The sequence below is a fragment of the Streptomyces nymphaeiformis genome (assembly GCF_014203895.1).
Taxonomy (GTDB): Bacteria; Actinomycetota; Actinomycetes; order Streptomycetales; family Streptomycetaceae; genus Streptomyces; species Streptomyces nymphaeiformis.
On record NZ_JACHJY010000002.1, the window covers coordinates 192,285 to 214,272 of the forward strand.

Below are 21,988 nucleotides of genomic sequence, written 5' to 3' on the forward strand. Positions count from 1 at the left end.
TTAAGCTCGGGCGGTCGTACGCGTGATCGACGTCGAGAGGTCCCCGATGAAGCTGCCCACGCCGCTGCACGTACTGAACGAAGGTCTGGCGTTCCTGCTTGAGCTCGCCGCGCTGGCCGTCCTGGCCTGGTGGGGATGGGAGGGCGCGGAGAACGTGGCGCTCCGGCTGCTGCTCGCGGTCGCCGCGCCCGCCCTCGCGGCCCTCGTCTGGGGCCTGTTCGCCGCCCCGAGGGCCCGGTTCCGGGTGCCGCTCGCGGGCGTCCTGTGCGTGAAGGCCCTGGTGTTCGGCGCGGCGGCGCTCGCGCTCCTCGACCTCGGCCGGCCGGTGTGGGCGCTCTCCTTCGCCGCCGTGGCGCTCGTCAACACCGCCCTGGCGACGGCGGACCGGCGGGCCGCCATGCACCGGGGCGCCTGACGGGTTGTCACGGCCGGGGCCAGGGGCGGCCTTCGAGGCGCTCGATGTCCCGGTTGAAGCGTTCCAGGTAGGCGGCGAAGCGGGCCACGTCCTCGGGTGACCAGTCCTCCATCACCCGCTCCAGGCCCGCGACGTTGAAGGCCCGGTCGGCGTCCAGGCGGCGCTCGCCCTCCTCCGTGATGCGGAACTTGCGGGCGATGCCGCCGTCCGGATCAGGGATGCGCTCCACGACTCCGGCGCGCAGCATCGCGGCGGTCTGCCGGTTGAGGGTGGAGGCGTCGAGGCCGAAGGCCTCGGTGAGCTGTCCGATGGACATCGGCCCGTGCATCCGGATGCGGGTGAGGAGGACGTACGCGCTGCGGTCGAGGTGGTCTCCGGCCGCCCGCGAGCGGGGCCCGTAAAGGTGGGCGTGCCGTCCGAGCAGCATGCTCTCGAACTCGACCAGGTGGGTGGGCTTGTCCATGGAGCCATTCTCTCTTGTCGCGCGATCATGTGCATCATGCATGGCTTGTGCATGCTGCAATCAATGTGCATCATGCATATGACTGTTCCTGAAAAACCGAAGAAAGTACCGAGGGAGAACCCGTGGACGGCTCCAAGCCCGACGCCCGCCCCGGCGGCGTCGTCGGCGTCCTCGCCATGGCCGGCATCGTCGCCGCACTCATGCAGACCCTGGTGGTGCCGCTCATCGGCGACCTCCCCAAGCTGCTCGGCACCACCGCCTCCAACGCCTCCTGGGTGATCACCGCCACCCTCCTCGCCGGAGCCGTCGCCACCCCCGTGGCCGGCCGGCTCGGCGACACCCTGGGCAAGCGGCGCGTCCTGCTCGCCTCCGTGGTCCCGCTCGTCGCCGGCTCGGTGGTCTGCGCCCTCGCCCCCTCCGTCGTCCCGATGATCGTCGGACGCGGACTCCAGGGCCTCGGCATGGGCGTCGTCCCCCTCGGCATCAGCCTGCTCCGCGACGTCCTCCCGCCCGAGAAGCTCGGCGGCTCCATCGCCCTGATGAGCGCCTCCATGGGCGTCGGCGGCGCCCTCGGCCTGCCCTTCTCCGCCGCCGTCGCCGAGAACGCCAGCTGGCGCGTGCTCTTCTGGGTCGCCGCCGGACTGAGCGTCGTGGTCGGCGCCCTCATCTGGCGCGTCGTCCCCGACGGGCGGCGCGCCGCCGCCCCCGGCCGCTTCGACCTGCCGGGCGCCCTCGGCCTCGGCGTCGGTCTCGTCGCCCTGCTGCTCGCCGTCTCCAAGGGCGCGACCTGGGGCTGGGGCAGCGCCACCACCCTCGGCCTGTTCGCCGTCGCGGCCGTGGTCCTGCTCGCCTGGGGCGTCTGGGAGCTGCGCACCTCCGACCCGCTCGTCGACCTGCGCGTCACCGCCCGCCCGGTCGTCCTGATGACCAACGCGGCCTCGGTCCTGGTCGGCTTCGCGATGTACGCGCAGTCCCTGGTCGTCCCCCAGCTGTTCCAGCTGCCCGAGGCAACCGGCTACGGCCTGGGCCAGTCGATGATGGCGATGGGGCTCTGGATGGCCCCGGCCGGCCTGATGATGATGATCCTGGCGCCGCTCGGCGCCAAGCTCTCGGCCGCCCGCGGCCCGAAGGTCACGCTCTCGGTCGGCGCGCTCGTCATCTCCGCCGGGTACGGCTCCTCCCTCGCCCTGATGGGTTCCACCTGGGGCCTGCTCACCGTGACCCTCATCTGCAACACCGGCGTCGGACTCGCCTACGGGGCCATGCCGGCGCTCATCATGGGCGCGGTCCCGCAGGAGGAGACCGCCTCCGCCAACAGCTTCAACACCCTGATGCGCTCCATCGGCACCTCCGTCTCGGCCGCCGTCATCGGTGTCGTCCTGGCCCAGATGACCACCACCCTCGGCGGTCACGCGCTGCCCTCCGAGGACGGCTTCCGCGTGGCCATGCTCATCGGCTGCGGGGTCGGCCTGGTGGCGGCCGTCGTCGCCGCGCTGATCCCCGCGAGGTTCGCGGCACCGGCCTCCGGCGACGCCCGGGGCGCCGAATCCGGGACCGGCCCGCGCACGACCTCGGGGGCGACCGCGTCCTGACGGCCGCGAGGCCCCTGTCCCGCCAGGTCTCGGACCGCCGGGCCTCGGACCCCGCGGCCTCGCGCCGCCGCGCCTCAGGCCGCCGTGTCCAGCCAGGGCCGGCGGCCGGGGCCGGTCGGGTGGGTGCCCGTGGCGCTCATCACGACCGAGTAGAGGCTGGTCTCGGCGGCGATGAAGAGACGGTTGCGCTTGGCGCCGCCCCAGGAGATGTTGGCGACCGCCTCCGGGACGTTCAGCCGTCCGATGAGGGTGCCGTCAGGGTCGTAGCAGTGCACGCCGTCGGCCATCGCGGCGGCCCAGAGGCGGCCGTCCGCGTCGAAGCGGAGGTTGTCGAAACGGGCCTTCTCCCGGGCCGACGCGTCGGCGAAGACCTTGCCGTCGGAGAGCGTGCCGTCCTCGCGCACGTCGAAGACCCGGATGAATCCCGCCCGGGTGTCGGAGACGAACAGCTGCCGCTCGTCGTGGGAGAAGACGAGACCGTTCGGCGCGGCGAACCCGTCCGACACCAGCCGCACTTCACCGCTGTCCGGATCGATGCGGTACACGTTGTTGGAGCCGATCTCGCTCTCCGCGCGGTAACCCTCGTAGTCGCTGGTGATGCCGAAGTCCGGATCGGAGAACCAGATCGACCCGTCGGACTTCACCGCCGCGTCGTTCGGACTGTTCAGGCGCTTGCCCTGCCAGCGGTCCGCGAGGACGGTGACCGTGCCGTCGTGCTCGGTGCGCGTCACGCGCCGGTTGCCCTGCTCGCAGGAGATCAGCCGACCCTGGCGGTCGAGGGTGTTGCCGTTGGTGTGTCCGGCCGTGCGGCGGAAGACGCCGACCGCACCCGTCTCCTCGTCCCAGCGCAGCATCCGGTCGTTCGGGATGTCGCTCCAGATCAGCTGCCGCCAGGCGGGCAGATAGATCGGCCCCTCCGCCCAGCGGCAGCCCGTGTAGAGGACCTCGAGGGCGTCGTCCCCGTACATGCACCGTCCTGTGAGGAACCGCTCGTCGAACATCTCGTACAGCCCGGGGCGCTCGCCGCTCATGGGGCCCTTCCCTCCTGCGTCGCTCATGCATGCCGAACCTGATCCTGTGCGATATGAAGATTGCAGGATCATCTACGGTCCACACAAGGAGCTTTCGAACGGAGAGCGGTGGATCACACGGCTTCGGATCCTCCTCCGTCCTCCGCCTCCAGGGTGAACAGCGCCCCGTCCGGGTCCCGGACCACCACCCGGCGCGTGTCGTCCGCGTCCGAAGGCCGCACCCCGGCCCACTCGCCGCCCGGCACCACCGACCCGCCGTGCGCCACGACCGCCTCCTGAGCCGCCGTCAGATCGCGCACCCGGAAGCGGACCAGCCAGCGCGGCCCCGACTGCGGACGGGGCGAGGCGGATTCGACCGGCCCGCTGTAGAGCCGGGCGACGGCCTCGCCGTCCCGCCGCAGCACCACCCGGTCGTGCTCGTACGACACCTCGCTCGCGCCCGGGCGCCCCTCCGCCCAGCGGAGCACGCCGCCGTAGAAAACGGCCGCGTCGAACGCGTCGCGGGTGTGCAGCTCCACCCAGGCCGGAGCCTGCCGCTCTCCGACGTGCCAGCGCGACACCGGCCGCCCCTCCCACACCCCGAACGCCGCACCGTCGAGATCCGTCGCGATCGCCGCGCGCCCGCCCAGCGGATACGCCATCGGCCCCACGCCGACCGTCCCGCCGCGCTCCCGGATCCGCGCCACCGCCGCGTCGGCATCGTCGACGGAGAAGAACACCGTCCAGGCCACCGGCACCGCCGGCTCGGCGGCCAGCGACGCGATCCCGGCCACCGGCACCCCGTCCCGCTCACCCACCACGTACGCGTCGTCGAGCTCGGCCCGCCGGAACGTCCACCCGAGCACGGCCCCGTAGAAGCGCCGCGCCTCCTCCGGATCGCGCGCGGACAGGCTCAGCCAGCACGGTGCTCCCATCCCGTCCCCGGTCGTCGGCCCCGACACCGGCACCACCTCCTCGTCGTCCTGAGTCCGTGCGCCCCTTCCCCGTCCCGCCGCCCCGCAAGCGCGCACTCACCCGGGTGCCGCCGATCACCACACCCCCGGGTGCACCGGAGACGTCAGGCGGCCGGGCCGTGCACCTCGTCCCGGAGGGCCGTCGAGAGGTGGTGGTGCAGCAGGCCGAGGGGCGGCTCGCCCGGGGCGAACAGGCCGGCGGCCAGCTTCCAGTACCGGGGGAGCACCGGGCTGTCGTCCAGGGCGAGCAGGCCGAGGAGGCGGCGCCGGAAGTCCGGCGTGTCCCGCTCCCCGCGCGCCAGGGCGTAGGCGGCGACGAAACAGTCCAGGGCCCCGCCGTCGTGCGGCTCCCGCCCCGCCCGGACCTCGGCCGAGGCGAGCCCGTACGCCTCGGCGAGTCCCTCGTAGAGGACGACCGGACGGTACTCGCCGTCCGGCAGCGGCGGCGCGGGCCGGAACTCCGGCCGTTCGAGGCGCGGGTCGGTGACGAGCGCGTGCAGCCGGGCGAACGCGAGCACCTGATCCGGGCCCGGGTCCTCCGGAGGCGTCGGCACCACCGCGTCGAGGACCGTGGACACCACCCGCTGCGGCAGCCGCGCCGGCAGGGCCCGACGCCAGAAACGCGCCAGGGCGTCCGTGTCCGGCGGGGCCGGCAACGCGCCGAGCAGCCGCAGCCGCTCCACGCGCTCCCCGGAGCCGGACTCCTGGATCAGCCGCAGGGAGGCCTCCTTCCAGCGCAGCGCCACCAGCTGGGAGCCCACGTCCCGCAACTGACCCGCGACGGCCTCTTCGAGGACCGCGTCGGACCCGTCCCGCTCCAGGACCCGCTCCACCTCGGGCACCGGCAGGTCGAGGGCGCGCAGCGAGCGGATGAACCGCAGCCGGTCGAGCGCCTCGGCCCCGTACCGGCGATGGCCGCCGGAGCTGCGGGCCGCCTCGGGCAGCAGACCGCGATCGGAGTAGAACCGCACGGTCTTGACGGTGACACCCGCCCGCGCGGCCAGCTCCCCGATGCTCAACAGGCCGTCGGACAACACTGCGGTGAACCTCTTTCAGCGGGATGCGACCACCTTCGGACCCCACCATTCTGTCGGCCCGACGGCGCGCTTGAATCTCCCGCAGGGGGAGTTCCTAACGTGACCGCGAGACATCCCCCAAGAGGCGAGGAGACGGTCATGACGGCGTTCGTACTGGTGTCGGACACCTTCACCGGTGGCTGGGTGTGGGAGGAGACCGCGGCCCGGCTGCGGGAGGCGGGAGCGGAGGCCCACCCGGTGACCCTGACCGGGACGGGGGACCGGCGGGCCGAGGCCGGTGACGGGACCGGCCTGGAGACGCACATCGAGGAACTGGTCCGGCTGATCGACGGCATCACGGCGACCGACGTCGTCCTCGTCGGGCACGGATACGGTCTGTACCCGGTGTTCGGCGCCGCCGACCGGCGGGCCGGGCGCGTCACCCGGATCGTCTCCGTCGACACCGGACCCCCGCAGGGCGGCGACGCCGCCGTACGCTCCGTACCCGACCCGGAGGTCCGTGAGCTGCTCGCGGGACGGCCCGACGCGCCGGTCCCGCCGCCCGCGCCGGGCACCTGGCCGAGGTGGGGCAGCATCGAGGGCATCCCCGCCGACGCCCTGGCGCGCCTGGAGCGCGAGGCCGCGCCGCAGCCGCCCCGTACGCTCACCGAGCCGCTGCACCTGACCGGCGCCGCGCGCACCCTGCCGAACACCGGCATCCTCTGCAACGCCAACGGGCAGAGCATCGCCATGGTCGAGATGGCGGTGGCGTCGGGCCCGCCGCAGCTCCGCGTGTTCACCGAGGACCGCTTCCGCTTCTTCGACCTCGCCACCGGCCACTGGCCGATGCTCTCCGTCCCCGGGGAACTGGCCGAGGTGCTCGTCCGCGCGGCCGCCGGCGAGGGCCACCGGGTGACGGCGCCCGAGCACGAGCACGAGGAGCCGTCCCACCTGCGGCCCTTCCTCGTCGACCTGCCCGAGCGGCCGCGCGACCGCGTCGGCCGGGTCGACCTCCACCTCCCGGACGGCGAAGGGCCCCGGCCGGCGATCGTCTTCGTCCACGGCGGCCCGATCGACCCCGAGCGGCGCCCCACGCCACGGGACACGCCGTGCTTCCTGGGGTACGGCCGCTACGCGGCGGGCGCGGGCGTCGTCGGAGTCACCGTGGACCTCCGGCTCCACGGCCTGGCCGACTACCCCCGGGCAGCCGGGGACCTCGCCGCGGCCGTCGAGCAGGTCCGCGCCGATCCGCGCGTCGACGGGGACCGCATCGCGCTCTGGTTCTTCTCCACCGGCGGGCTCCTCGCCGCGGACTGGCTCGCCGCGCCCACGCCGTGGCTGCGGTGCGTCGCGGCCAACTATCCGGCTCTGGCGCCGCTGCCCGGCTGGGAGACGGTGGAGTCCCGCTTCCGCCCGGTGGACACCGTGGGCACCGCGGACGGGCCTCCGATCGTGCTGACCCGCGCCGGACTCGAGCACGAGGCCATCGCGGCGACCGTCGAGGAGTTCCTGACCGCCGCGGGGAAGCGCGGGGCCGACGTCGAGGTCATCGACGCCCCGAACGCCCACCACGGCTTCGAACTGGTCGATCCCACCGACGAGTCCCGGGCGGTCCTGGAGCGTTCGATGCGCGCGGTCCTCGCACGCCTGCGGGACTGACGCACCCGCGGAAGCGAACGGCACGTCCGGGACCGACGGCACCTGCGGGACTGAACGGTGCCTCCGGGCCCGACCGCACCCGCGGGACCGACGGGACCGCCTCCCCGGCCCCCGTGGACCGGGGAGGCGGACGTCACCCCTGCCCCGCCGGCCGCCTGAGTCGCCGGGGCACGGAGTCCAGGAGGAGCCGGGTGTACGGGTGCTCCGGCGCGTCCAGGACGCGCGCGGTCGGGCCCGTCTCCACGACCTGGCCGGACTTCAGCACCAGCACCTCGTCCGCGATGTGCCGGACCACGGCCAGGTCGTGGGTGACGAACAGATAGCCGATGCCCGACTCCCGGCGGATCGTGCCGAGCAGTTCGAGGATCTGCGCCTGGATCGACACGTCGAGCGCGGCGACCGCCTCGTCGAGGACGAGGACCCGGGGCTTCACGGCGAGGGCCCGCGCGATCGCCACGCGCTGACGCTGACCGCCGGACAGGCCCCGGGGCAGCGCCGAGGCCTCGCGCGCGCCGAGCCCCACCTGGTCGAGGAGCTCGGCGACCCGGTCCCGGCGCGCGGCCTGGTCGAGGTCGGTGTGCAGGCGCAGCACCTCGTCCAGGCAGCCCGAGACGGAGATCCGGGGGTCGAGCGACAGATACGGATCCTGGAAGACCATCTGGATCTCCCGGGCCCTGGCGAGCCGTTCGGCCCGGCCCCGGGGCCGGGCCGAACGGTCCCGGCCGTCGAGGCGGACCGTGCCGCCGTCCGGCCGTTCCAGGCCCACGAGCATCCGGACCGTGGTCGTCTTGCCGCTGCCGGACTCCCCGACGATGGCGAGCGAGGAGCCGGGCGCGAGGGCGAAGGACACGTCGTCGACGGCCGTGTGGTCCCCGTACCGCTTGCGCAGTCCCTCGACGACGAGGCCCTCCTTGGGCGCGACGGTCACAGCGTGATCCCTTCTTCGGCACGGTGGCAGGCGGCGAGTCCGTCCCCGTGGCGTACGAGCGCGGGCTTCTCCTCCGTGCAGCGCGGCACCGCGTGGGCGCAGCGCGCGGCGAAGGAGCAGCCGGGCGGAGCCTCCGCGAGGGAGACGGGGCGGCCCGGGAGGGGGCGGGGCGCCGGCGCGCCCGGTTCGAGGCGCGGGGTGCAGGCGAGCAGGCCCGCCGTGTACGGGTGGCGGGGCGCGTCGAACAACTCGTCCGTGGACCGGGTCTCCACGATCCGGCCCGCGTACATGACGTACACCCGGTCGCAGACGGCGGCGGCCAGTTCGAGGTCGTGGGTGACGAACAGCATGCCCGTGCCCCGCTCGGCCCGCAGCCGGGCCAGGATCGAGATGACCTCGGCCTGCGTGGTGACGTCGAGCGCCGTCGTCGGCTCGTCGGCGACGAGGAGGTCCGGCTCGCTCGCGAGGGCCGCCGCGATGACGACCCGCTGGAGCATGCCGCCGGAGAACTGGTGCGGATGACGCCGCAGGGCACCGCGCGGATCGCGGATGCCGACGGCGTCGAGGAGTTCCTCGGCGCGGGCGGTCGCCTCGGCGGCGGGCGTCCCGGCGGCGCGCAGTCCCTCGGTGAGGAAGTCGCCCACCCGTCGCAGCGGGTTGACGGAGGCGCGGGGGTCCTGGAAGACCATGGAGACCCGCCGGGCGCGCAGCGCGGTCAGCTCGGCGCGGTTCATCGCGAGGACGTTCCGCCCGGCGACGCGGACCTCTCCGTCGGTGCGGGCGCCCGCGGGCAGCAGCCCGAGGACGCTGCGGCAGGCCACGGACTTGCCGGAGCCGGACTCGCCGACCAGGCCGACCGTCTCCCCGGGCCGTACCGTCAGGCTCACCCCGTCCAGGATGGGCCGGGCGGCCCGGTCTCCGGCCAGGCGGACGCCGAGGTCCTCGATCTCCAGGACCGGCGCGGTCGCCTCTGTGTTCATCGCGTTCACCGTTCCCGCTTCGCGATCCGGTCGGCGAGCCCCTCGCCGACGATGCCGAACGCCACCACGGCGAGCACGATGCACGCGGAGGGCGCGAGGGCCGGCAGCATCGCCCCCTGCAGGACGGCCGCCTGCCCCTCGTTGATCATGGCGCCCCAGTCGGCGGCCGGCGGCTGCACCCCGAAGCCGAGGAAGGACAGGGCCGCCAGGTCCATCAGCGCGTACCCGAAGTTCATCGCGGACTGCGCGAAGACCGTCGGCGCGATGTTGGGCAGCAGATGGCGTACGGAGACGGTCCAGCCGGACCAGCCCTGCACCCGGTACGCCTCGATGTACGGCCGGGCCTTCTCCTGCTGGGCGATGCCCCGGACGAGCCGGCCCACGTACGGGGTGTAGGCGACGGACATGGCGATCACGGGCGCGGTGAGTCCCTCGCCGACGACCGACACGAGCAGGATCGCGAGCAGCAGACCGGGGATCGCGAAGACGAGGTCCATGGACCGCGACAGCATCGTGTCCACCCAGCCGCCCCGCCAGGCCGCCACCACGCCGAGCAGGGTGCCCAGCAGGGTGGAGACGCCGACGACGAGCAGCGGCCCGAGCAGACCGGTGCGGGCGCCGACGAGCAGCCGGGACAGGATGTCCCGGCCCGACTGGTCCGTGCCGAGCAGATGGTCGCCCGTGGTGCCGACGAGGCTCGCCGACAGGTCGAGCGCCTCGGGGTCGTACGGGGTGAGGACGGGCGCGAGCACGGCGACCAGGACGAGCAGGACGAGCACCGCGACCGAGACCGCGAAGAGCGGTCCCTGGCCGAACAGGCGCAGGGCGCGCAGCCCGGGCCTGCGGTACGGCACCGCGGAGGTGGTGGAGGTCATGAGGAGCCTTCCCCGAGGGAGAGACGGGGGTCGATGAGCGGGGCGAGCAGGTCCACGACGAGGTTGACGAGGACGAAGGCCGCGACGCTGAGCAGGGTGATCGCCTGGACGACCGCGAAGTCCTTCGCGGTGACGGACTGCACGAGCAGGGAGCCGAGCCCGGGGACGTCGAAGGCGGTCTCGACGATCGAGGTGCTGATGAGGAGGCCGGCGAGCATCGTGCCGCCGACGGTGACGACGGGGCCGAGCGCGTTGCGCAGCACGTGCCGGCGGACCACGGACCGGCCCGCGACGCCGCGGGCCCGCGCCACCTCGACGTGCTCGCGGCCGAGTTCGTCGAGCATCGCCGAGCGGGTCACCCGGGCGAGGAGTCCCGCGAAGGACAGCGCCAGGGCGAAGGCGGGCAGGGTCAGCTGGTACAGCCGGTCGGCGAGGCCCGCCGGGGTCCCGCCGCCCGGCCCGGGGAACCAGCCGAGCTGGACGGAGAAGACCGAGACGAGCGCGATCGCCGTCACGAACGAGGGCGTGGCGGTGGCGACACCCGTGCCGATCAGCACCACCCGGTCCGGGAGACCGGGCTTCAGGGCGGCGAGGATGCCGGTGGCCACCCCGAGCACCGCGACGAGCACGGCGGCGTAGCCGACGAGCAGGGCGGTGCCGGTGAGGCGCGAGCCGATCAGCGAGGCCACGTCCTGGTGGTACTGGGCGGAGTGGCCGAAGTCGCCGCTCAGCACCCCGCCGAGCCACTTCGCGTACTGGGTGACCAGCGGGTCGTCGAGGTGGTGCTCCGCCCGCAGGGCCGCCACGGCCGAGGGGGTCGCGGGGCGGCCGTGCAGGAGGAACGACACCGGGTCGCCGGGGGCCAGGTGGACGGAGCCGAAGACCACGAGGGAGGTCACGAACAGCACCGCCACCAGGCCGAGGAGCCGTCCGACGAGGTAGCGCGTCATCGCTTGGAGGCCCCGATCGTCGCGGCCCACGGGTAGTAGAGCTGGGCGATGCCGGTCGGTGCGCCGGTGATCCGCTTGCCGAGGAAGACCGAGTAGGGCGCCTCGTACACGGGGATGATCGGCAGCTCGTCCATGGCGATCTTCTGGAGCTTCGCGGTGAGCTCGGTGCGCTTGACCGGGTCGGGCTCGGAGTTCGCGCGGTCGAAGGCGACGTCGAACTCGGCGTTCGACCAGCGGCCGTAGTTCCCGAAGTCGCCGGTGCGCAGGTACTGGTAGAACTCCAGCGGGTCGGGCGTGTTGTCGTAGCCGTTGGTGATGACGAGGTCGAGGCCGTCACGCGCGCTCGGGTCGACGAAGATGCTGCTGTACGCGTCGGGCGAGACCGGCTTCAGGACGACGTTGAGCCCGATCTGGCGGCCCGCGGCCTGGACGGCGTTGGCGACGACGCTGATCTCGGGAGCCATCGAGCTGGTGGCGATGGTGACCGTGCGGCCGTTCGCGTGGGCCTCCTCGACGAGCTTCTTCGCGGCCGCGACGTCGTACACCGGCTCGGGCAGCGTGTCGAAGAGCTCGGCCGTCTTCTCCGGGGCCAGCGCCCAGGCGCCGCGCGCGGCGGGGGCCTTGGCGGGGACGCCGACGCCGCCGGCCGCGGCCTTGATGATGTTCTTCCGGTCGAGGGCCATCGACAGGGCCTTGCGGACCTTGAGGTTGCTGAGCGTGCCGTGGAAGTCGAGGACCGCGAGGTTCGCGGCGGCGGTGTTGGGTCCGAAGAGGAGCGTGCCCTTGCTGCCCGTGCGCAGCTGCGAGAAGGAGGAGGACGGGACCATGTACCCCCCGTCGGCCGTACCCGAGAGGAAGGCGTTGGAGCGGGCCGCGGCGTCCTCGATGAAGGTGAACTTCACCTGCTCGGACTTGGGCGTGAGCGTCTTGTCCCAGTAGGCGTCGTGCTTCTTGAGGGTGATGCTGTCGCCCTGGTTCCACTTGTCGAGGGCGTACGGGCCGGTGCAGTTCAGCTTGCCCTTGGGGGTGCCGTAGTCCTTGCCCTCCTCGGCGAGGGAGGCCGCGCTGACGATCGTGCCGGGGGAGGCGGCCATCAGCTCGTGGAAGAGGACGTCGGCCTTGCCGAGGCGGATCGTCACCTCCAGCGGGCCGGTCTTCTCGACGGAGTCGACGGTCTTGAAGGAGGAGCCCCACGGAGAGCCGGTCTTCGGGTCCATCTGGCGCTTGAGGGAGGCGACCACGTCGTCGGCGGTCATGGTGGTGCCGTCGTGGAACTTCACCCCGGGGCGCAGGGTGTACACGAGGGTGCGCGGGTCGGGCTGCCGCCACTTCACGGCGAGGCCGGGCACGATCCTCATGTCGGGGGTGACCCGCAGCAGCTGCTCGCACACGTTGGCGAGGACGGTGTTCGGCGGGTAGTCGTACGCCAGGGCGTAGTCGAGCGTGTACGGCTCGGCGTACAGGGACCAGGTGAAGGAGTCCAGCGGGCCCTGTGCGGGGGCGGAGGTAGGGCTGACCTTGTAGTTCGCGCCGCCGCCGGCCGCGGGCGGGTTCGTGGCGCCGGAGCAGGCGCTGGTGGTGGCCGCGAGGGCGGCGGTACAGGCGAGAAGCGCGAGGGCTCTGGGCATGCGCATGGGGAGGGACCCACCCCTTTACAGGTGTAGTGACGGGCTCGGGGGGATGGAGCGAGTATTGGTGCGGGAACGTTCCCGCACAAGACCTGCACGCGACTTTGCGGGAACGGTTTTGCAGAGGTCACGGGGGTGGCACCATCACCCCATGACCGAAGCTTCAGGGCGCGGCGGGCAGCCCTCGCCGCCCACCCCGCGCGTCCGCCTCGTCGACGTGGCCCGCGAGGCGGGCCTGTCCAAGACGACCGTCTCGGCGGCGCTCAACGGCACCGGGAGGCTCTCCCCCGAGGTACGGGAGAAGGCCCGCGAGACCGCGCGCAGAATGGGCTACCGGCCCAACGCCACCGCGCGCCAGCTGCGCGCGGGACGGGCCCGGCTGATCGGGTACGTGGTCGGCGAGTTCGCCGCCACTCCATGGACCTTTCTCGAGTCGCCGTACTTCGCGAGACTGACCGGCGCCACCGCGGCCACCGCGCTGCGCCGCGGCTACGCCGTGGTGCTGCTGCCCGCCGGCTCCCTGCAGAGCGAGTGGGCCGACCTGTCCCTCGACGCGGTGGTCGTCGCCGACCCCGTCGCCGACGACCCGGTCGTCGAGGGCCTGCTCGCCGCCGGCATCCCCGTCTTCACGGACCGCTCCGTCGAGGGGCTGCCGGGGGCCTACTGGGTGGACGTCGACGCGGGCGGCGCCGTCCGCGAGGCCCTCGACCACCTGTGGCAGCAGGGGTCCCGGCGGCCGGTCCTCGTGGTGCCGGACAGCACCACCCGCTTCCACACCGAGGTGGACGCCGCGCACCGGGAGTGGTGCGCCGCCCACGACCTGCCGGAGCGGGCCGTGCGCGTCGCGGAAGCGGGCAACGGGCCGGTGGTGCAGGGAGTCGAGACCGCCCTGACCGGTGAAGGCCGGGATCGCCCCGACGCCCTCCTGGTCGTGGCCGAGGCGAGCCCGCCCCTCGTCCTGGAGGCGGCGCGCCGCCACGGCTACGAGGTCCCGGACGACCTGCTGGTCGTCCTGGTCAGCGAGGACGCCACGGCCCTGCACACCCAGCCGCCGGTGACCACGCTGAGCCTGCGGCCCGAGGCGGTCGCGGAGGCCGGCGTCGAGCACCTCGTCGCGGTCCTGGAGCACGGCCGCCGGGAGCCCGCCGGGACTCTCGTCCCGACGCGCCTCGACGTCCGGGCGTCGTCGGTGCGACCGAGGGCCTGAGGCCCGGTCAGACCGAGTGGACCAGCTGTCCGCCGACGTACGTCCGCTCGACCCGGGCCTCGGCGATCTCCTCCGGCGGGCCGGTGAGGATGTCGCGGTCCAGGACGACCAGGTCGGCGAGGTTGCCGGGGCGCAGGCTGCCGGTGTCGTCGAGGCCGTTCACGTGCGCGGTGCCCGCCGTGTAGGCGGCGAGCGCCGTGGTGAGGTCGATGCGCTGCTCGGCGTAGAAGATCCGGTCGTCGGTGGCCTCGGGGTCGCGGCGGTTGACGGCGACGTGGATGCCCTCGATCGGGTTCGGGCTGCTGACCGGCCAGTCGCTGCCGGCGGCGAGGGTGGCCCCGGCCCGCACCAGATCGCCGAACGGGTACTGCCAGGCGGCGCGCTCGGGGCCCAGGAACGGGATGGTCAGCTCGTCCATCTGCGGCTCGTGCGCGGCCCAGAGCGGCTGGATGTTCGCGATGGCGCCGAGCGCCGCGAACCGCGGCAGGTCCTCGGGGTGGACGACCTGGAGGTGGGCCAGGTGGTGGCGGTTGCCACGGCGCCCGTTGGCGGCGATCGCGGCCTCAAGGGCGTCCAGGGCCTCACGGACGGCCCGGTCGCCCAGGGCGTGGAAGTGGACCTGGAAGTCGAGGGCGTCGAGCTCGGTCACGTACCCGCGCAGCGCCTCGGGGTCGACGAAGCTCAGCCCGCTGTTGGCGGTGGCGCAGCCGCAGCCGTCCAGGTACGGGGTGATCATGGCGGCGGTGAAGTTCTCCGCGACGCCGTCCTGCATGATCTTGATCGTGCCGGCGCGGAACCGGCCGACGTTCAACTTCTCGCGGCGGGCGACCAGTTCGGGGATCTGCTCGGCGCCCCGCTCCCGGTCCCACCAGAGCGCACCGGTCACCCGGGCGGTCAGCGAACCGTCGCCGGCGGCCGTCAGGTACGCCTCCGACGGATCGGCCATGCCGCCGAAGGAGCCGAGCAGCGCGTCCTGCCAGGCCGTGATGCCGAGCGAGTGCAGCAGCTTCTGGGCGCGCAGCAGACCGGCGAGCCGCTCCTCGGCGGTGGCCTCGGGCACCAGTCGGGCGACGAGCCCGATCGCGCCCTCCTGGAGCGTGCCGCTGGGGGTGCCGTCCGCCTCCCGCTCGATCCGGCCGTCCGCCGGATCGGGGGTGTCGGCGGTGAGCCCCGCGAGCTCCAGGGCGCGGGAGTTGGCCCAGGCGCCGTGGTGGTCACGGTTCGACAGCAGGACCGGGCGGTCGGGGACGACGGAGTCGAGCAGCTGCCGGGTGGGCATCCCGCCCTCGAAGCTCTCCATCGACCAGCCGCCGCCGGTGATCCAGGCCCGCTCCGGGTGGGCGTCCGCGTACTCCCGGATCCGTTCCAGGTAGTCGGCGACGCCGACCGTGCCGGTGAGATCGCACTCGGCCAGCTCCTTGCCGCCGCCGACGGCGTGGATGTGGGCGTCCTGGAAGCCGGGGAGCAGCAGCTTCCCGGTCAGGTCGACGACCTCCGTGCCGGGCCCGACGAGGTCCCGCACCTCGTCGTGCCCGACGGCCACGATCCGCTCGCCGACGACGGCGAGCGAGGTCGCCCGGGTGCGGGCCGGGTCCGCCGTGAAGACGGGCCCGCGGGTGAAGACCAGATCGGCCGTGGTCATGGGCGCTCCAGAACTTGTGGTGTGGATGGGTGGGCGCCATGCAAGCGGGCGGGCGGTTCACACGTCAATGGCGTTGACGTAAGCTTCCGGCCGTCTCCGGACGCGCGGGGCCGTTTACACGTCAACTACGTTGACGTAATGTTCCGGCCATGTCCGAACGCGTCGTCCCCGAAGGCAGTCGGCAGCGCCGCCGCCCCACCAAACAGGGCGCCGTCCTCTCGGAGCGGCTCATCGTCGACACCGCGTTGCGCCTGATCGCCCAGCACGGCGCCGAGGCCCTCTCGGTACGGAGACTGGGCGCCGCGCTCGGCGCCGACCCCACCGCCCTCTACCGCTACTTCCGCAACACCGACGCCCTGCTCCTCGCCGTCGCCGACGAGCTGATCGGCCGCGCGCAGGAGGGCTGGACGGCGACCGGCGACTGGCGCACCGACCTCCGCGCGATGGGGCTGCGCATCAACTCCTGCTACCGCAACAACCCGCAGGCCGCGGCCCTCGCGGCCCACCGCACCACCGGCCGCCCCCACGAGACCCGGGCCGTCGAACGGATCCTCGGCATCCTCCGGGGCGCCGGCTTCCCCGACGACCTCGCCGTCCGCATCTACCACGCCTTCGTCGACCAGGCCCTCGCCTTCGCGGCCCAGGACGCCGCGGCGGCGGCCCTGCCGACGGCTGCGCGGGAGAAGGACGAGGAGGTCTGGCACGCGGTCTACGGCCGGCTGTCCCCCGACACCCACCCGAACATCGCCGCGACATTCCCCCTCCTGGCCGCCGACATGCGCGACAGCGGCTACCCGTTCGCCCTGGAACTGATGCTGGCGGCGGTGGAGGCACTGCGACCTACGGAGCAGGGCGGCTGACGGAGCAGGGCGGCTGACGGAGCAGGGCGGCTGACGGGGCCGGGCGCCTGACGGGGCCGGGCGCCTGACGGGGCCGGGCGCCTGACGCCGCCGCGGGCTCGACGGGGTGGTGTCAGCCCGTCGGCACCGACGAGAAGCGGCCCACCGCCGCGACGTCCCCGCTGATCCGCCCCGCCGTCTCCCGCAGCGCCGGCAGCAGCGTCGTCAGGCTCTCCTCCGGTGTGGCGCGGCCCGCGTGCAGGGCCACGTTGACCGCGGCGATCGCCCGACCCTCGCGGTCGGTGACGGCGACCGCGAGGGACCGCAGGCCCTCCTCCAGTTCCTGTTCGACCCACCCGTAGCCGCGCGCGGCCGTCGCCGCCACCACCTCGTCGAGCCCCTCACGGGTCGTCACGGTGTACGGGGTCAGCGCCGAGGGCGTGATCCGCCGGAGGCGCTCGGCGCGCTCCTCCCCGGGCAGGGCCCCGAGCAGGACGCGGCCCATCGAGGTCGCGTACGCCGGGAGCCGGGTGCCGACCGTGATGTCGATGTGCATGATGCGGGTGCCGGCGACCCGGGCGACGTACCGGATGTCGTCCCCGTCGAGGACGGCGACGGACGCGGACTCCTGGACGCGAAGGACCAGGTCGACCAGGTGCGGGGTCGCGATCTCCGGCAGGCTCAGGCCGGAGAGACGCGTGTGGCCGAGCTCCAGGACCCGGGGCAGTACGACGAAACCGCCGGGCTCCTCCCGTACGTACCCCAGATGGCGGAGGGTGATCAGCGACCGGCGTGCCGTCGCGCGGGGGAGCCCGGCCAGCCGGGCGAGCTCGGAGAGCCGCACGGGGCCCCGGACGGACCCGAAGGCGCGCAGGACGTCGAGGCCGCGCGCGAGCGACTGGAGGAAGCCCGAGCCGAGCTCCTCCTTCAGTACGGCCACGGGCGCCGGAGCACCGCCCGCGGGTGCGGCGCCGACGGGTGCCGCCGTCAGCGCGGCCTCCATCGCAGCGACTGCCCGGCGCAGCGGCGGGAGCGCCTGTTCCACGAGGGACGCGGCGCTGTGCCGGCTCGTGTGGCTGACGACGCTGACCGCGCAGACCACCGCGCCCGCGGGTCCCCGTACGGGAAGGGCGACGGAGAGCAGTCCCGGCTCGAGGAGCTGGTCGTCCACGGCCATGCCGCTCTCGCCCGCCTCCCGTACCCGCTCCAGGAACCCGGCCTCGACCTCGTCGGGCGGTACGGAAGCGGACCCGGTGTCCGGCGGGTCCTGCGCACGCCGGGCCCGCCACCGCTCGCGATCCGTCTCGTCCCATTCCGCGGCGAACAGGGCGCCGGGCGCGCACCGCTCGGCCGCCAGGAGCCCACCGGGCCGGAAGGACGTCGCCATGGCGCGCCGACGGGTGGCCTGGGTGAGGAAGCGGACCCCGTCGCGGTCGGGGACGGCCAGGGACACCGACGCGTCGAGCGCGTCGGCGAGCGCTGCGGCCTGCGGCCCGAGGAGCTCGGGGAGCCCGCAGGAGGCGAGGTAGGCGTTGCCGAGTTCGGCGGCCCCCGGGGCGAGGAGCAGATCGCGCCCCTCCGCCCTGAGGACGCCGAGGCGGACGAGCGTCGTCGCGATCCGGTCGATCGTGGAGCGGGCGAGGCCCGTCGTCCGGGCGAGGTCGCCGGGGCGGTGGCGGACGTCGGGTCCCGAGGCCATCGCGCGGAGCACGGCGAGCCCTCGTTCCAGCGGTCCGACGAGCTCGTCGGGTGCGCCCTCGGCCTCGGCGGTCTGCGGCATCGTCGGGGCTCCTCAGGGCTTGGCGGGGCTGTCGCGGCTTCTCGGGGCGGTGGGGGCGGTGGGGGCGGGGGAAACCGTACCGCCGCCCCCGCCACGCCCCGGCGCGCGGTACGCGGAAGGGGGGCGGCCGCATCAGCGGCCGCCCCCTCGGCGTACACCGGGATCAGGCGAAGAAGCGGTACACCGCCTGTGCGACGCACGCCGGCTTGGCGACGCCGTCGATCTCCACGGTGAGGTCCACGACGACCTCGACACCTCCCTTGACGTCCTCCACGGACACCACGCGGCCGTGCGTGCGGATCTTCGAGCCGACGCGCACGGGGGAGGGGAAACGCACCTTGTTGAGGCCGTAGTTGACAGCCATCGACACGCCCTCGACCTGGAGCAGCTCGCTCCACATCGGGATGAGCAGCGAGAGCGTCAGATAGCCGTGGGCGATGGTGCCGCCGAAGGGGCCGGCGGCGGCGCGCTCGGCGTCGACGTGGATCCACTGGTGGTCGTCGGTGGCGTCGGCGAAGGTGTCGACGCGGGGCTGGGCGATCTCGACCCAGGAACTGTGACCGAGGCCGGCCCCTGCCTGGGCCTTGATCTCGTCGATGCCGTGGACGGTGAGAGCCATGGTGGTACTCCTTGTTCGTGGAAGGGGGGTTCAGGCGCCGTAGCGCGCCCGGATCGGGGCCTTGAGCAGCTTCCCGGTGGCGTTGCGGGGGAGGTCCGGGGCGAGGACGACGCTCTTGGGGATCTTGTAGCGGGCGAGCCGGGCCTCCAGGTGGGCGATCAGCTCCTCCGCGGTGACGGTCGCTCCCGCGCGGGTGACGACGACGGCGCGTCCCACCTCGCCCCAGCGGGCGTCGGGCACGCCGATGACGGCCGCCTCGGCGACGTCCGGGTGCCCGAGCAGGGCGTCCTCGACCTCGGCCGGGTAGATGTTCTCCCCGCCCGAGATGATCATGTCCTTGAGGCGGTCGACGAGCCGTACGTAGCCGTCCTCGTCGACCGTGGCCACGTCGCCCGACCGGAAGCGCCCCCCGTCGCGGAAGGCCGCGGCGGTCGCCTCCGGAAGGTTCCAGTAGCCCGGGGTCACGTTCGGTCCCGCGACGACGACCTCGCCCTTCTCGCCGGGCCCGGCCTCCTCGCCCGAGGGCAGCAGGACCTGGACGTCGGTGAAGAAGTGCGGGACGCCCGCCGAACCGGCGCGGCTCACCGAGTCGGCCCGGTCCAGGATCAGGGCGCCCGGCGCGGTCTCCGTCATGCCGTACCCCTGGACGAAGGCGAGGCCGCGGTCCAGATAGGCCTGGGCGGTGCGGGTCGGCACCGGGGCGCCGCCGCACAGCAGGTTGCGCAGACTGGTCAGGTCGGCGTCGGCCCACCCGGGGGCCGCGGCCATCGCGTCGTACATCGTCGGAACGCCGAACATGCAGGTCACCCGGTGCCGTTCGATCAGCCGCAGGGTGCGGGCGGCGTCGAAGGAGGACTCCAGGAGGACCGTGCCGCCCTTCAGGAGGACCGGCAGGCAGCTCATGTTGAGGGCGGCGGTGTGGAACAGCGGTGCGGCGACCAGGGCCACCTCGTCGCCGGCGAGGTCGGTGTCCACGAGGACGTTGAGGCCGTTCCAGACGATGTTGCCGTGGGTCAGGACGGCACCCTTGGAACGGCCGGTCGTGCCCGAGGTGTACATGATGAGACAGACGTCCTCGTGCCCCACCTCCTCGTCGACCGGCTCCGTCGACGCGGCCGCGAGCAGCTCCTCGTACGGGGCACCCGGTCCGCCGTCCACGGCGAGCACGGTGCCGACGCCGGCCCCCTCCGCCAGCTCCTTCACCCGCTCGGCCGACTGCCCGGCGTGCACCAGGACGGTGCTGCCCGAGTCGGTCAGCTGATGGAGCAACTCCGGCGCCGCGAGCCGGGTGTTGAGCGGGACGAACACCGCTCCGAGGAGCCCGGCCGCGAACAGCGTCTCCAGATACGACGGATGGTTGGGCCCGAGGAACGCCACCCGGTCCCCCCGCCCGACCCCGGCACCCCGCAGGGCGTGGGCCAACCGCGTGCAGCGGTCGTGGAGTTCGGCGTAGTCGATCGCGCGGCCCTCGTGCAGAAGGGCGGTGCGCCGTGGCGACCGGCGGTCGCGGCGGGCGGGCCAGGAGCCGATGCCCTGGTTGCGCATGGGGTACCCCTCAGTTTCCGGTGAGCCCGAGCAGTCGGGCCGCGTTCTCCTTGAGGATCTTCGGACGGACCTCGTCCTTGATCGGGAGCTCGGCGAAGTCGGCCAGCCAGCGGTCCGGCGCGAGCAGCGGGAAGTCGGAGCCGAACAACACCTTGTCCTGCAGCAGGCTGTTGGCGTACCGGACCAGCTGCGGCGGGAAGTACTTCGGCGACCAGCCCGACAGGTCGATGTACACCTCCGGCTTGTGGGTGGCCACCGCGAGCGCCTCGTCCTGCCACGGGAAGGACGGATGGGCGAGGACGATCTTCATCCCGGGGAAGTCCGCGGCGACGTCGTCCACGTCCATCGGGTTGGAGTACTTCAGCCGGATGCCCCCGCCGCCGGGAGCGCCCGCGCCGATGCCCGTCTGCCCGGTGTGGAAGACCGCGATCGCCCCGGCGTCCTCGATCGCCTCGTACAGCGGGTACGCCATGCGGTCGTTGGGGTGGAAGGCCTGGACGTTCGGGTGGAACTTGAAGCCCCTCACCCCGTACTCGTCGACGAGCCGCCGGATCTGACGGACCGCCGCCTTCCCCTTGTACGGATCGACGCCGGCGAACGGGACGATCACGTCCGGGTGCTGCAGCGCAGCCTCGGCGATCTCCTCGTTCGGAACCGGCGGAGTGCCGGTCGCGGACTCCGCGTCCACCGTGAACACCACGCACGCCATCTGCCGCTCGCGGTAGTACGTGGCGATCTCCGGCAGCGTGGGGTGGCGGTGCTCCGCCTTGAAGTACGCCCCGGCGGCGGCGTCGAGCTCGGCGGAGAGCGACGCCCCGCCCTTCTCGGACACCTCGGCATGGGTGTGCACGTCGATGGCGACGAGCGCGTCCACGTCCATCGGGCCGGCGCTCACAGCTGCGGCGCCGGGATGCCGAAGGTCTCGGGGGTGCGTCCGACGGTCACCGGCCAGGCGGCGGCGATCGCGTCGGCGCTCCAGCCGCCGTCGGCGTACGCCACCGACACCTCCTGCGGGTGCGACCACAGGGAGAGCTTGTCGCCGCCGATGCCGACGCACTGGCCGGTCACCCCGGCGGACGCGTCCGAGGCGAGGAAGGTCACCAGACCCGCGACGTCCTCGGGCGTGCCGAAGCCCTCGCCCTTGCGCAGGCCGTCCGGGAACGCGATGCCGTCCCGCTCCAACGCCTCGACGTGCGGGGCGAAGACGGGGATCGTCTTGGTCATCGCGGTCGCGGCGACCGGGATGACGGCGTTCGCGGTGATGCCGGCCTTCGCCAGCTCCATGCCCCAGGTGCGCACCATGGCGGCGATCCCGGCCTTGGCGGCGGCGTAGTTGGTCTGCCCGAAGTTGCCGCGCTGGCCGGCGGGGGAGCCGGCGACGACGATCCGGCCGCCCTCGCCCTGGGCGCGCATCTGCTCGACGGCGGCGCGGACGCAGGTGAAGGTGCCGCGCAGGTGCACCTCGACGACGGTGTCGAAGTCCTCGTCGGTCATCTTCCACAGCACCCGGTCCCGCAGGACTCCGGCGTTGGTGACCATGACGTCGAGCCGGCCGTAGCTGTCGACGGCGCGGGCGACGAGGGCCTCGGCGGCCTCGGCGGAGCCGACCGGCACCACCTCGGCGACGGCGCGGCCGCCGTCGGCGGTGATGAGGCGCACGGCATCGACGGCGGCCTCGGCGTCGACGTCGTTGATCACCACGGCGGCGCCGGCGGCGGCCAGCGAGCGGGCGTAGGCGAGGCCGAGTCCGCGGCCGCTGCCGGTGACGACGGCGACCTTGCCGGAGAGGTCCACATGAGTCATGAACGGGGGTCCTTTCCCGTGAAACGCGGTGCGGGGCGCGGGGGATCGCGGCCGGACAGGCAC

General features: G+C 73.6%; 20 protein-coding genes. 5 read left to right on the forward strand and 15 right to left on the reverse strand.

The genetic code is table 11. The annotated features are described in order from the left end of the window. The first annotated feature begins 46 nt into the window (after positions 1-46). On the forward strand, positions 47-415 hold the full coding sequence (locus GGE06_RS06920; RefSeq protein WP_184930275.1) for a DUF2568 domain-containing protein: 369 nt from the start codon (positions 47-49) through the stop codon (positions 413-415). 7 nt (positions 416-422) lie between these two features. On the opposite strand, the gene GGE06_RS06925 is transcribed toward GGE06_RS06920, so the two are convergent. Beyond that, entirely contained in the window at positions 423-878 is a 456-nt protein-coding gene (locus GGE06_RS06925) for a MarR family winged helix-turn-helix transcriptional regulator (RefSeq protein ID WP_116157378.1), read from the reverse strand. Positions 879-1,000: 122 nt separating this feature from the next. Here GGE06_RS06925 and GGE06_RS06930 point away from each other — a divergent pair, with 122 nt between their 5' ends. Further along, positions 1,001-2,470 carry an MFS transporter gene (locus tag GGE06_RS06930; protein ID WP_184930276.1) on the forward strand — a complete coding sequence of 490 codons (1,470 nt, stop codon included), beginning with the start codon at positions 1,001-1,003 and terminating at the stop codon, positions 2,468-2,470. 74 nt (positions 2,471-2,544) lie between these two features. Here GGE06_RS06930 and GGE06_RS06935 read toward each other — a convergent pair whose 3' ends face one another. The 3 genes from GGE06_RS06935 to GGE06_RS06945 form a co-directional block, all read right to left on the reverse strand. After that, a complete protein-coding gene (locus GGE06_RS06935) occupies positions 2,545-3,501 on the reverse strand; it encodes an SMP-30/gluconolactonase/LRE family protein (RefSeq protein ID WP_184930277.1) in 957 nt (318 codons plus the stop codon). A 113-nt stretch (positions 3,502-3,614) separates the two neighbouring features. Beyond that, complete coding sequence (locus GGE06_RS06940; RefSeq protein ID WP_312883046.1) at positions 3,615-4,442, reverse strand: VOC family protein; 828 nt, start codon at positions 4,440-4,442, stop codon at positions 3,615-3,617. A 116-nt stretch (positions 4,443-4,558) separates the two neighbouring features. After that, a complete protein-coding gene (locus GGE06_RS06945; RefSeq protein WP_184930278.1) occupies positions 4,559-5,491 on the reverse strand; it encodes a MerR family transcriptional regulator in 933 nt (310 codons plus the stop codon). A 138-nt stretch (positions 5,492-5,629) separates the two neighbouring features. Between GGE06_RS06945 and GGE06_RS06950 the strand changes: the two genes are divergently transcribed. Then, complete coding sequence (locus GGE06_RS06950; RefSeq protein ID WP_116157374.1) at positions 5,630-7,129, forward strand: alpha/beta fold hydrolase; 1,500 nt, start codon at positions 5,630-5,632, stop codon at positions 7,127-7,129. Positions 7,130-7,262: 133 nt separating this feature from the next. On the opposite strand, the gene GGE06_RS06955 is transcribed toward GGE06_RS06950, so the two are convergent. From GGE06_RS06955 to GGE06_RS06975, 5 genes are read right to left on the reverse strand one after another with little or no spacing between them, the layout of a single operon-like run. Beyond that, positions 7,263-8,057 carry an ABC transporter ATP-binding protein gene (locus GGE06_RS06955; protein ID WP_312883047.1) on the reverse strand — a complete coding sequence of 265 codons (795 nt, stop codon included), beginning with the start codon at positions 8,055-8,057 and terminating at the stop codon, positions 7,263-7,265. Beyond that, positions 8,054-9,037: an ABC transporter ATP-binding protein gene (locus GGE06_RS06960; protein WP_184930279.1), complete on the reverse strand. Its 984-nt coding sequence runs from the start codon at positions 9,035-9,037 to the stop codon at positions 8,054-8,056. The genes GGE06_RS06955 and GGE06_RS06960 overlap by 4 nt, the downstream gene beginning before the upstream one ends. 5 nt (positions 9,038-9,042) lie before the next feature. Beyond that, the gene (locus tag GGE06_RS06965; RefSeq protein ID WP_116157372.1) at positions 9,043-9,912 is read right to left on the reverse strand and encodes an ABC transporter permease; all 870 of its coding nucleotides are present in this window, start codon (positions 9,910-9,912) and stop codon (positions 9,043-9,045) included. Further along, positions 9,909-10,862, reverse strand: coding sequence for an ABC transporter permease (locus GGE06_RS06970; RefSeq protein WP_184930280.1), 954 nt, complete (start codon positions 10,860-10,862; stop codon positions 9,909-9,911). The genes GGE06_RS06965 and GGE06_RS06970 overlap by 4 nt, the downstream gene beginning before the upstream one ends. Then, positions 10,859-12,496 (reverse strand): ABC transporter substrate-binding protein, encoded by a 1,638-nt coding sequence (locus tag GGE06_RS06975; RefSeq protein ID WP_184930281.1) that lies wholly within the window; start codon positions 12,494-12,496, stop codon positions 10,859-10,861. The genes GGE06_RS06970 and GGE06_RS06975 overlap by 4 nt, the downstream gene beginning before the upstream one ends. Positions 12,497-12,641: 145 nt before the next feature. Here GGE06_RS06975 and GGE06_RS06980 point away from each other — a divergent pair, with 145 nt between their 5' ends. Further along, positions 12,642-13,697: a LacI family DNA-binding transcriptional regulator gene (locus GGE06_RS06980; protein ID WP_116157369.1), complete on the forward strand. Its 1,056-nt coding sequence runs from the start codon at positions 12,642-12,644 to the stop codon at positions 13,695-13,697. Between the two features lie 7 nt (positions 13,698-13,704). Here the strand turns inward: GGE06_RS06980 and GGE06_RS06985 are convergent, their stop codons facing one another. Continuing rightward, positions 13,705-15,339: an amidohydrolase gene (locus GGE06_RS06985; RefSeq protein ID WP_184930282.1), complete on the reverse strand. Its 1,635-nt coding sequence runs from the start codon at positions 15,337-15,339 to the stop codon at positions 13,705-13,707. Positions 15,340-15,488: 149 nt separating this feature from the next. Between GGE06_RS06985 and GGE06_RS06990 the strand changes: the two genes are divergently transcribed. Further along, complete coding sequence (locus GGE06_RS06990; RefSeq protein ID WP_116157367.1) at positions 15,489-16,199, forward strand: TetR/AcrR family transcriptional regulator; 711 nt, start codon at positions 15,489-15,491, stop codon at positions 16,197-16,199. 112 nt (positions 16,200-16,311) lie between these two features. Here the strand turns inward: GGE06_RS06990 and GGE06_RS06995 are convergent, their stop codons facing one another. From GGE06_RS06995 to GGE06_RS07015, 5 genes are all read right to left on the reverse strand, one after another. Then, a complete protein-coding gene (locus tag GGE06_RS06995) occupies positions 16,312-17,958 on the reverse strand; it encodes an IclR family transcriptional regulator domain-containing protein (RefSeq protein WP_184930283.1) in 1,647 nt (548 codons plus the stop codon). A gap of 163 nt (positions 17,959-18,121) precedes the next feature. Then, positions 18,122-18,577, reverse strand: a complete 456-nt coding sequence (locus GGE06_RS07000) for a MaoC family dehydratase (protein ID WP_184930284.1) — start codon at positions 18,575-18,577, stop codon at positions 18,122-18,124. Between the two features lie 30 nt (positions 18,578-18,607). Then, on the reverse strand, positions 18,608-20,122 hold the full coding sequence (locus tag GGE06_RS07005; RefSeq protein ID WP_184930285.1) for an acyl-CoA synthetase: 1,515 nt from the start codon (positions 20,120-20,122) through the stop codon (positions 18,608-18,610). Positions 20,123-20,132: 10 nt separating this feature from the next. Next, positions 20,133-21,002 (reverse strand): amidohydrolase family protein, encoded by an 870-nt coding sequence (locus GGE06_RS07010; RefSeq protein ID WP_184930601.1) that lies wholly within the window; start codon positions 21,000-21,002, stop codon positions 20,133-20,135. An 11-nt stretch (positions 21,003-21,013) separates the two neighbouring features. After that, positions 21,014-21,925 carry an SDR family NAD(P)-dependent oxidoreductase gene (locus tag GGE06_RS07015; protein ID WP_184930286.1) on the reverse strand — a complete coding sequence of 304 codons (912 nt, stop codon included), beginning with the start codon at positions 21,923-21,925 and terminating at the stop codon, positions 21,014-21,016. Positions 21,926-21,988 lie beyond the last annotated feature (63 nt).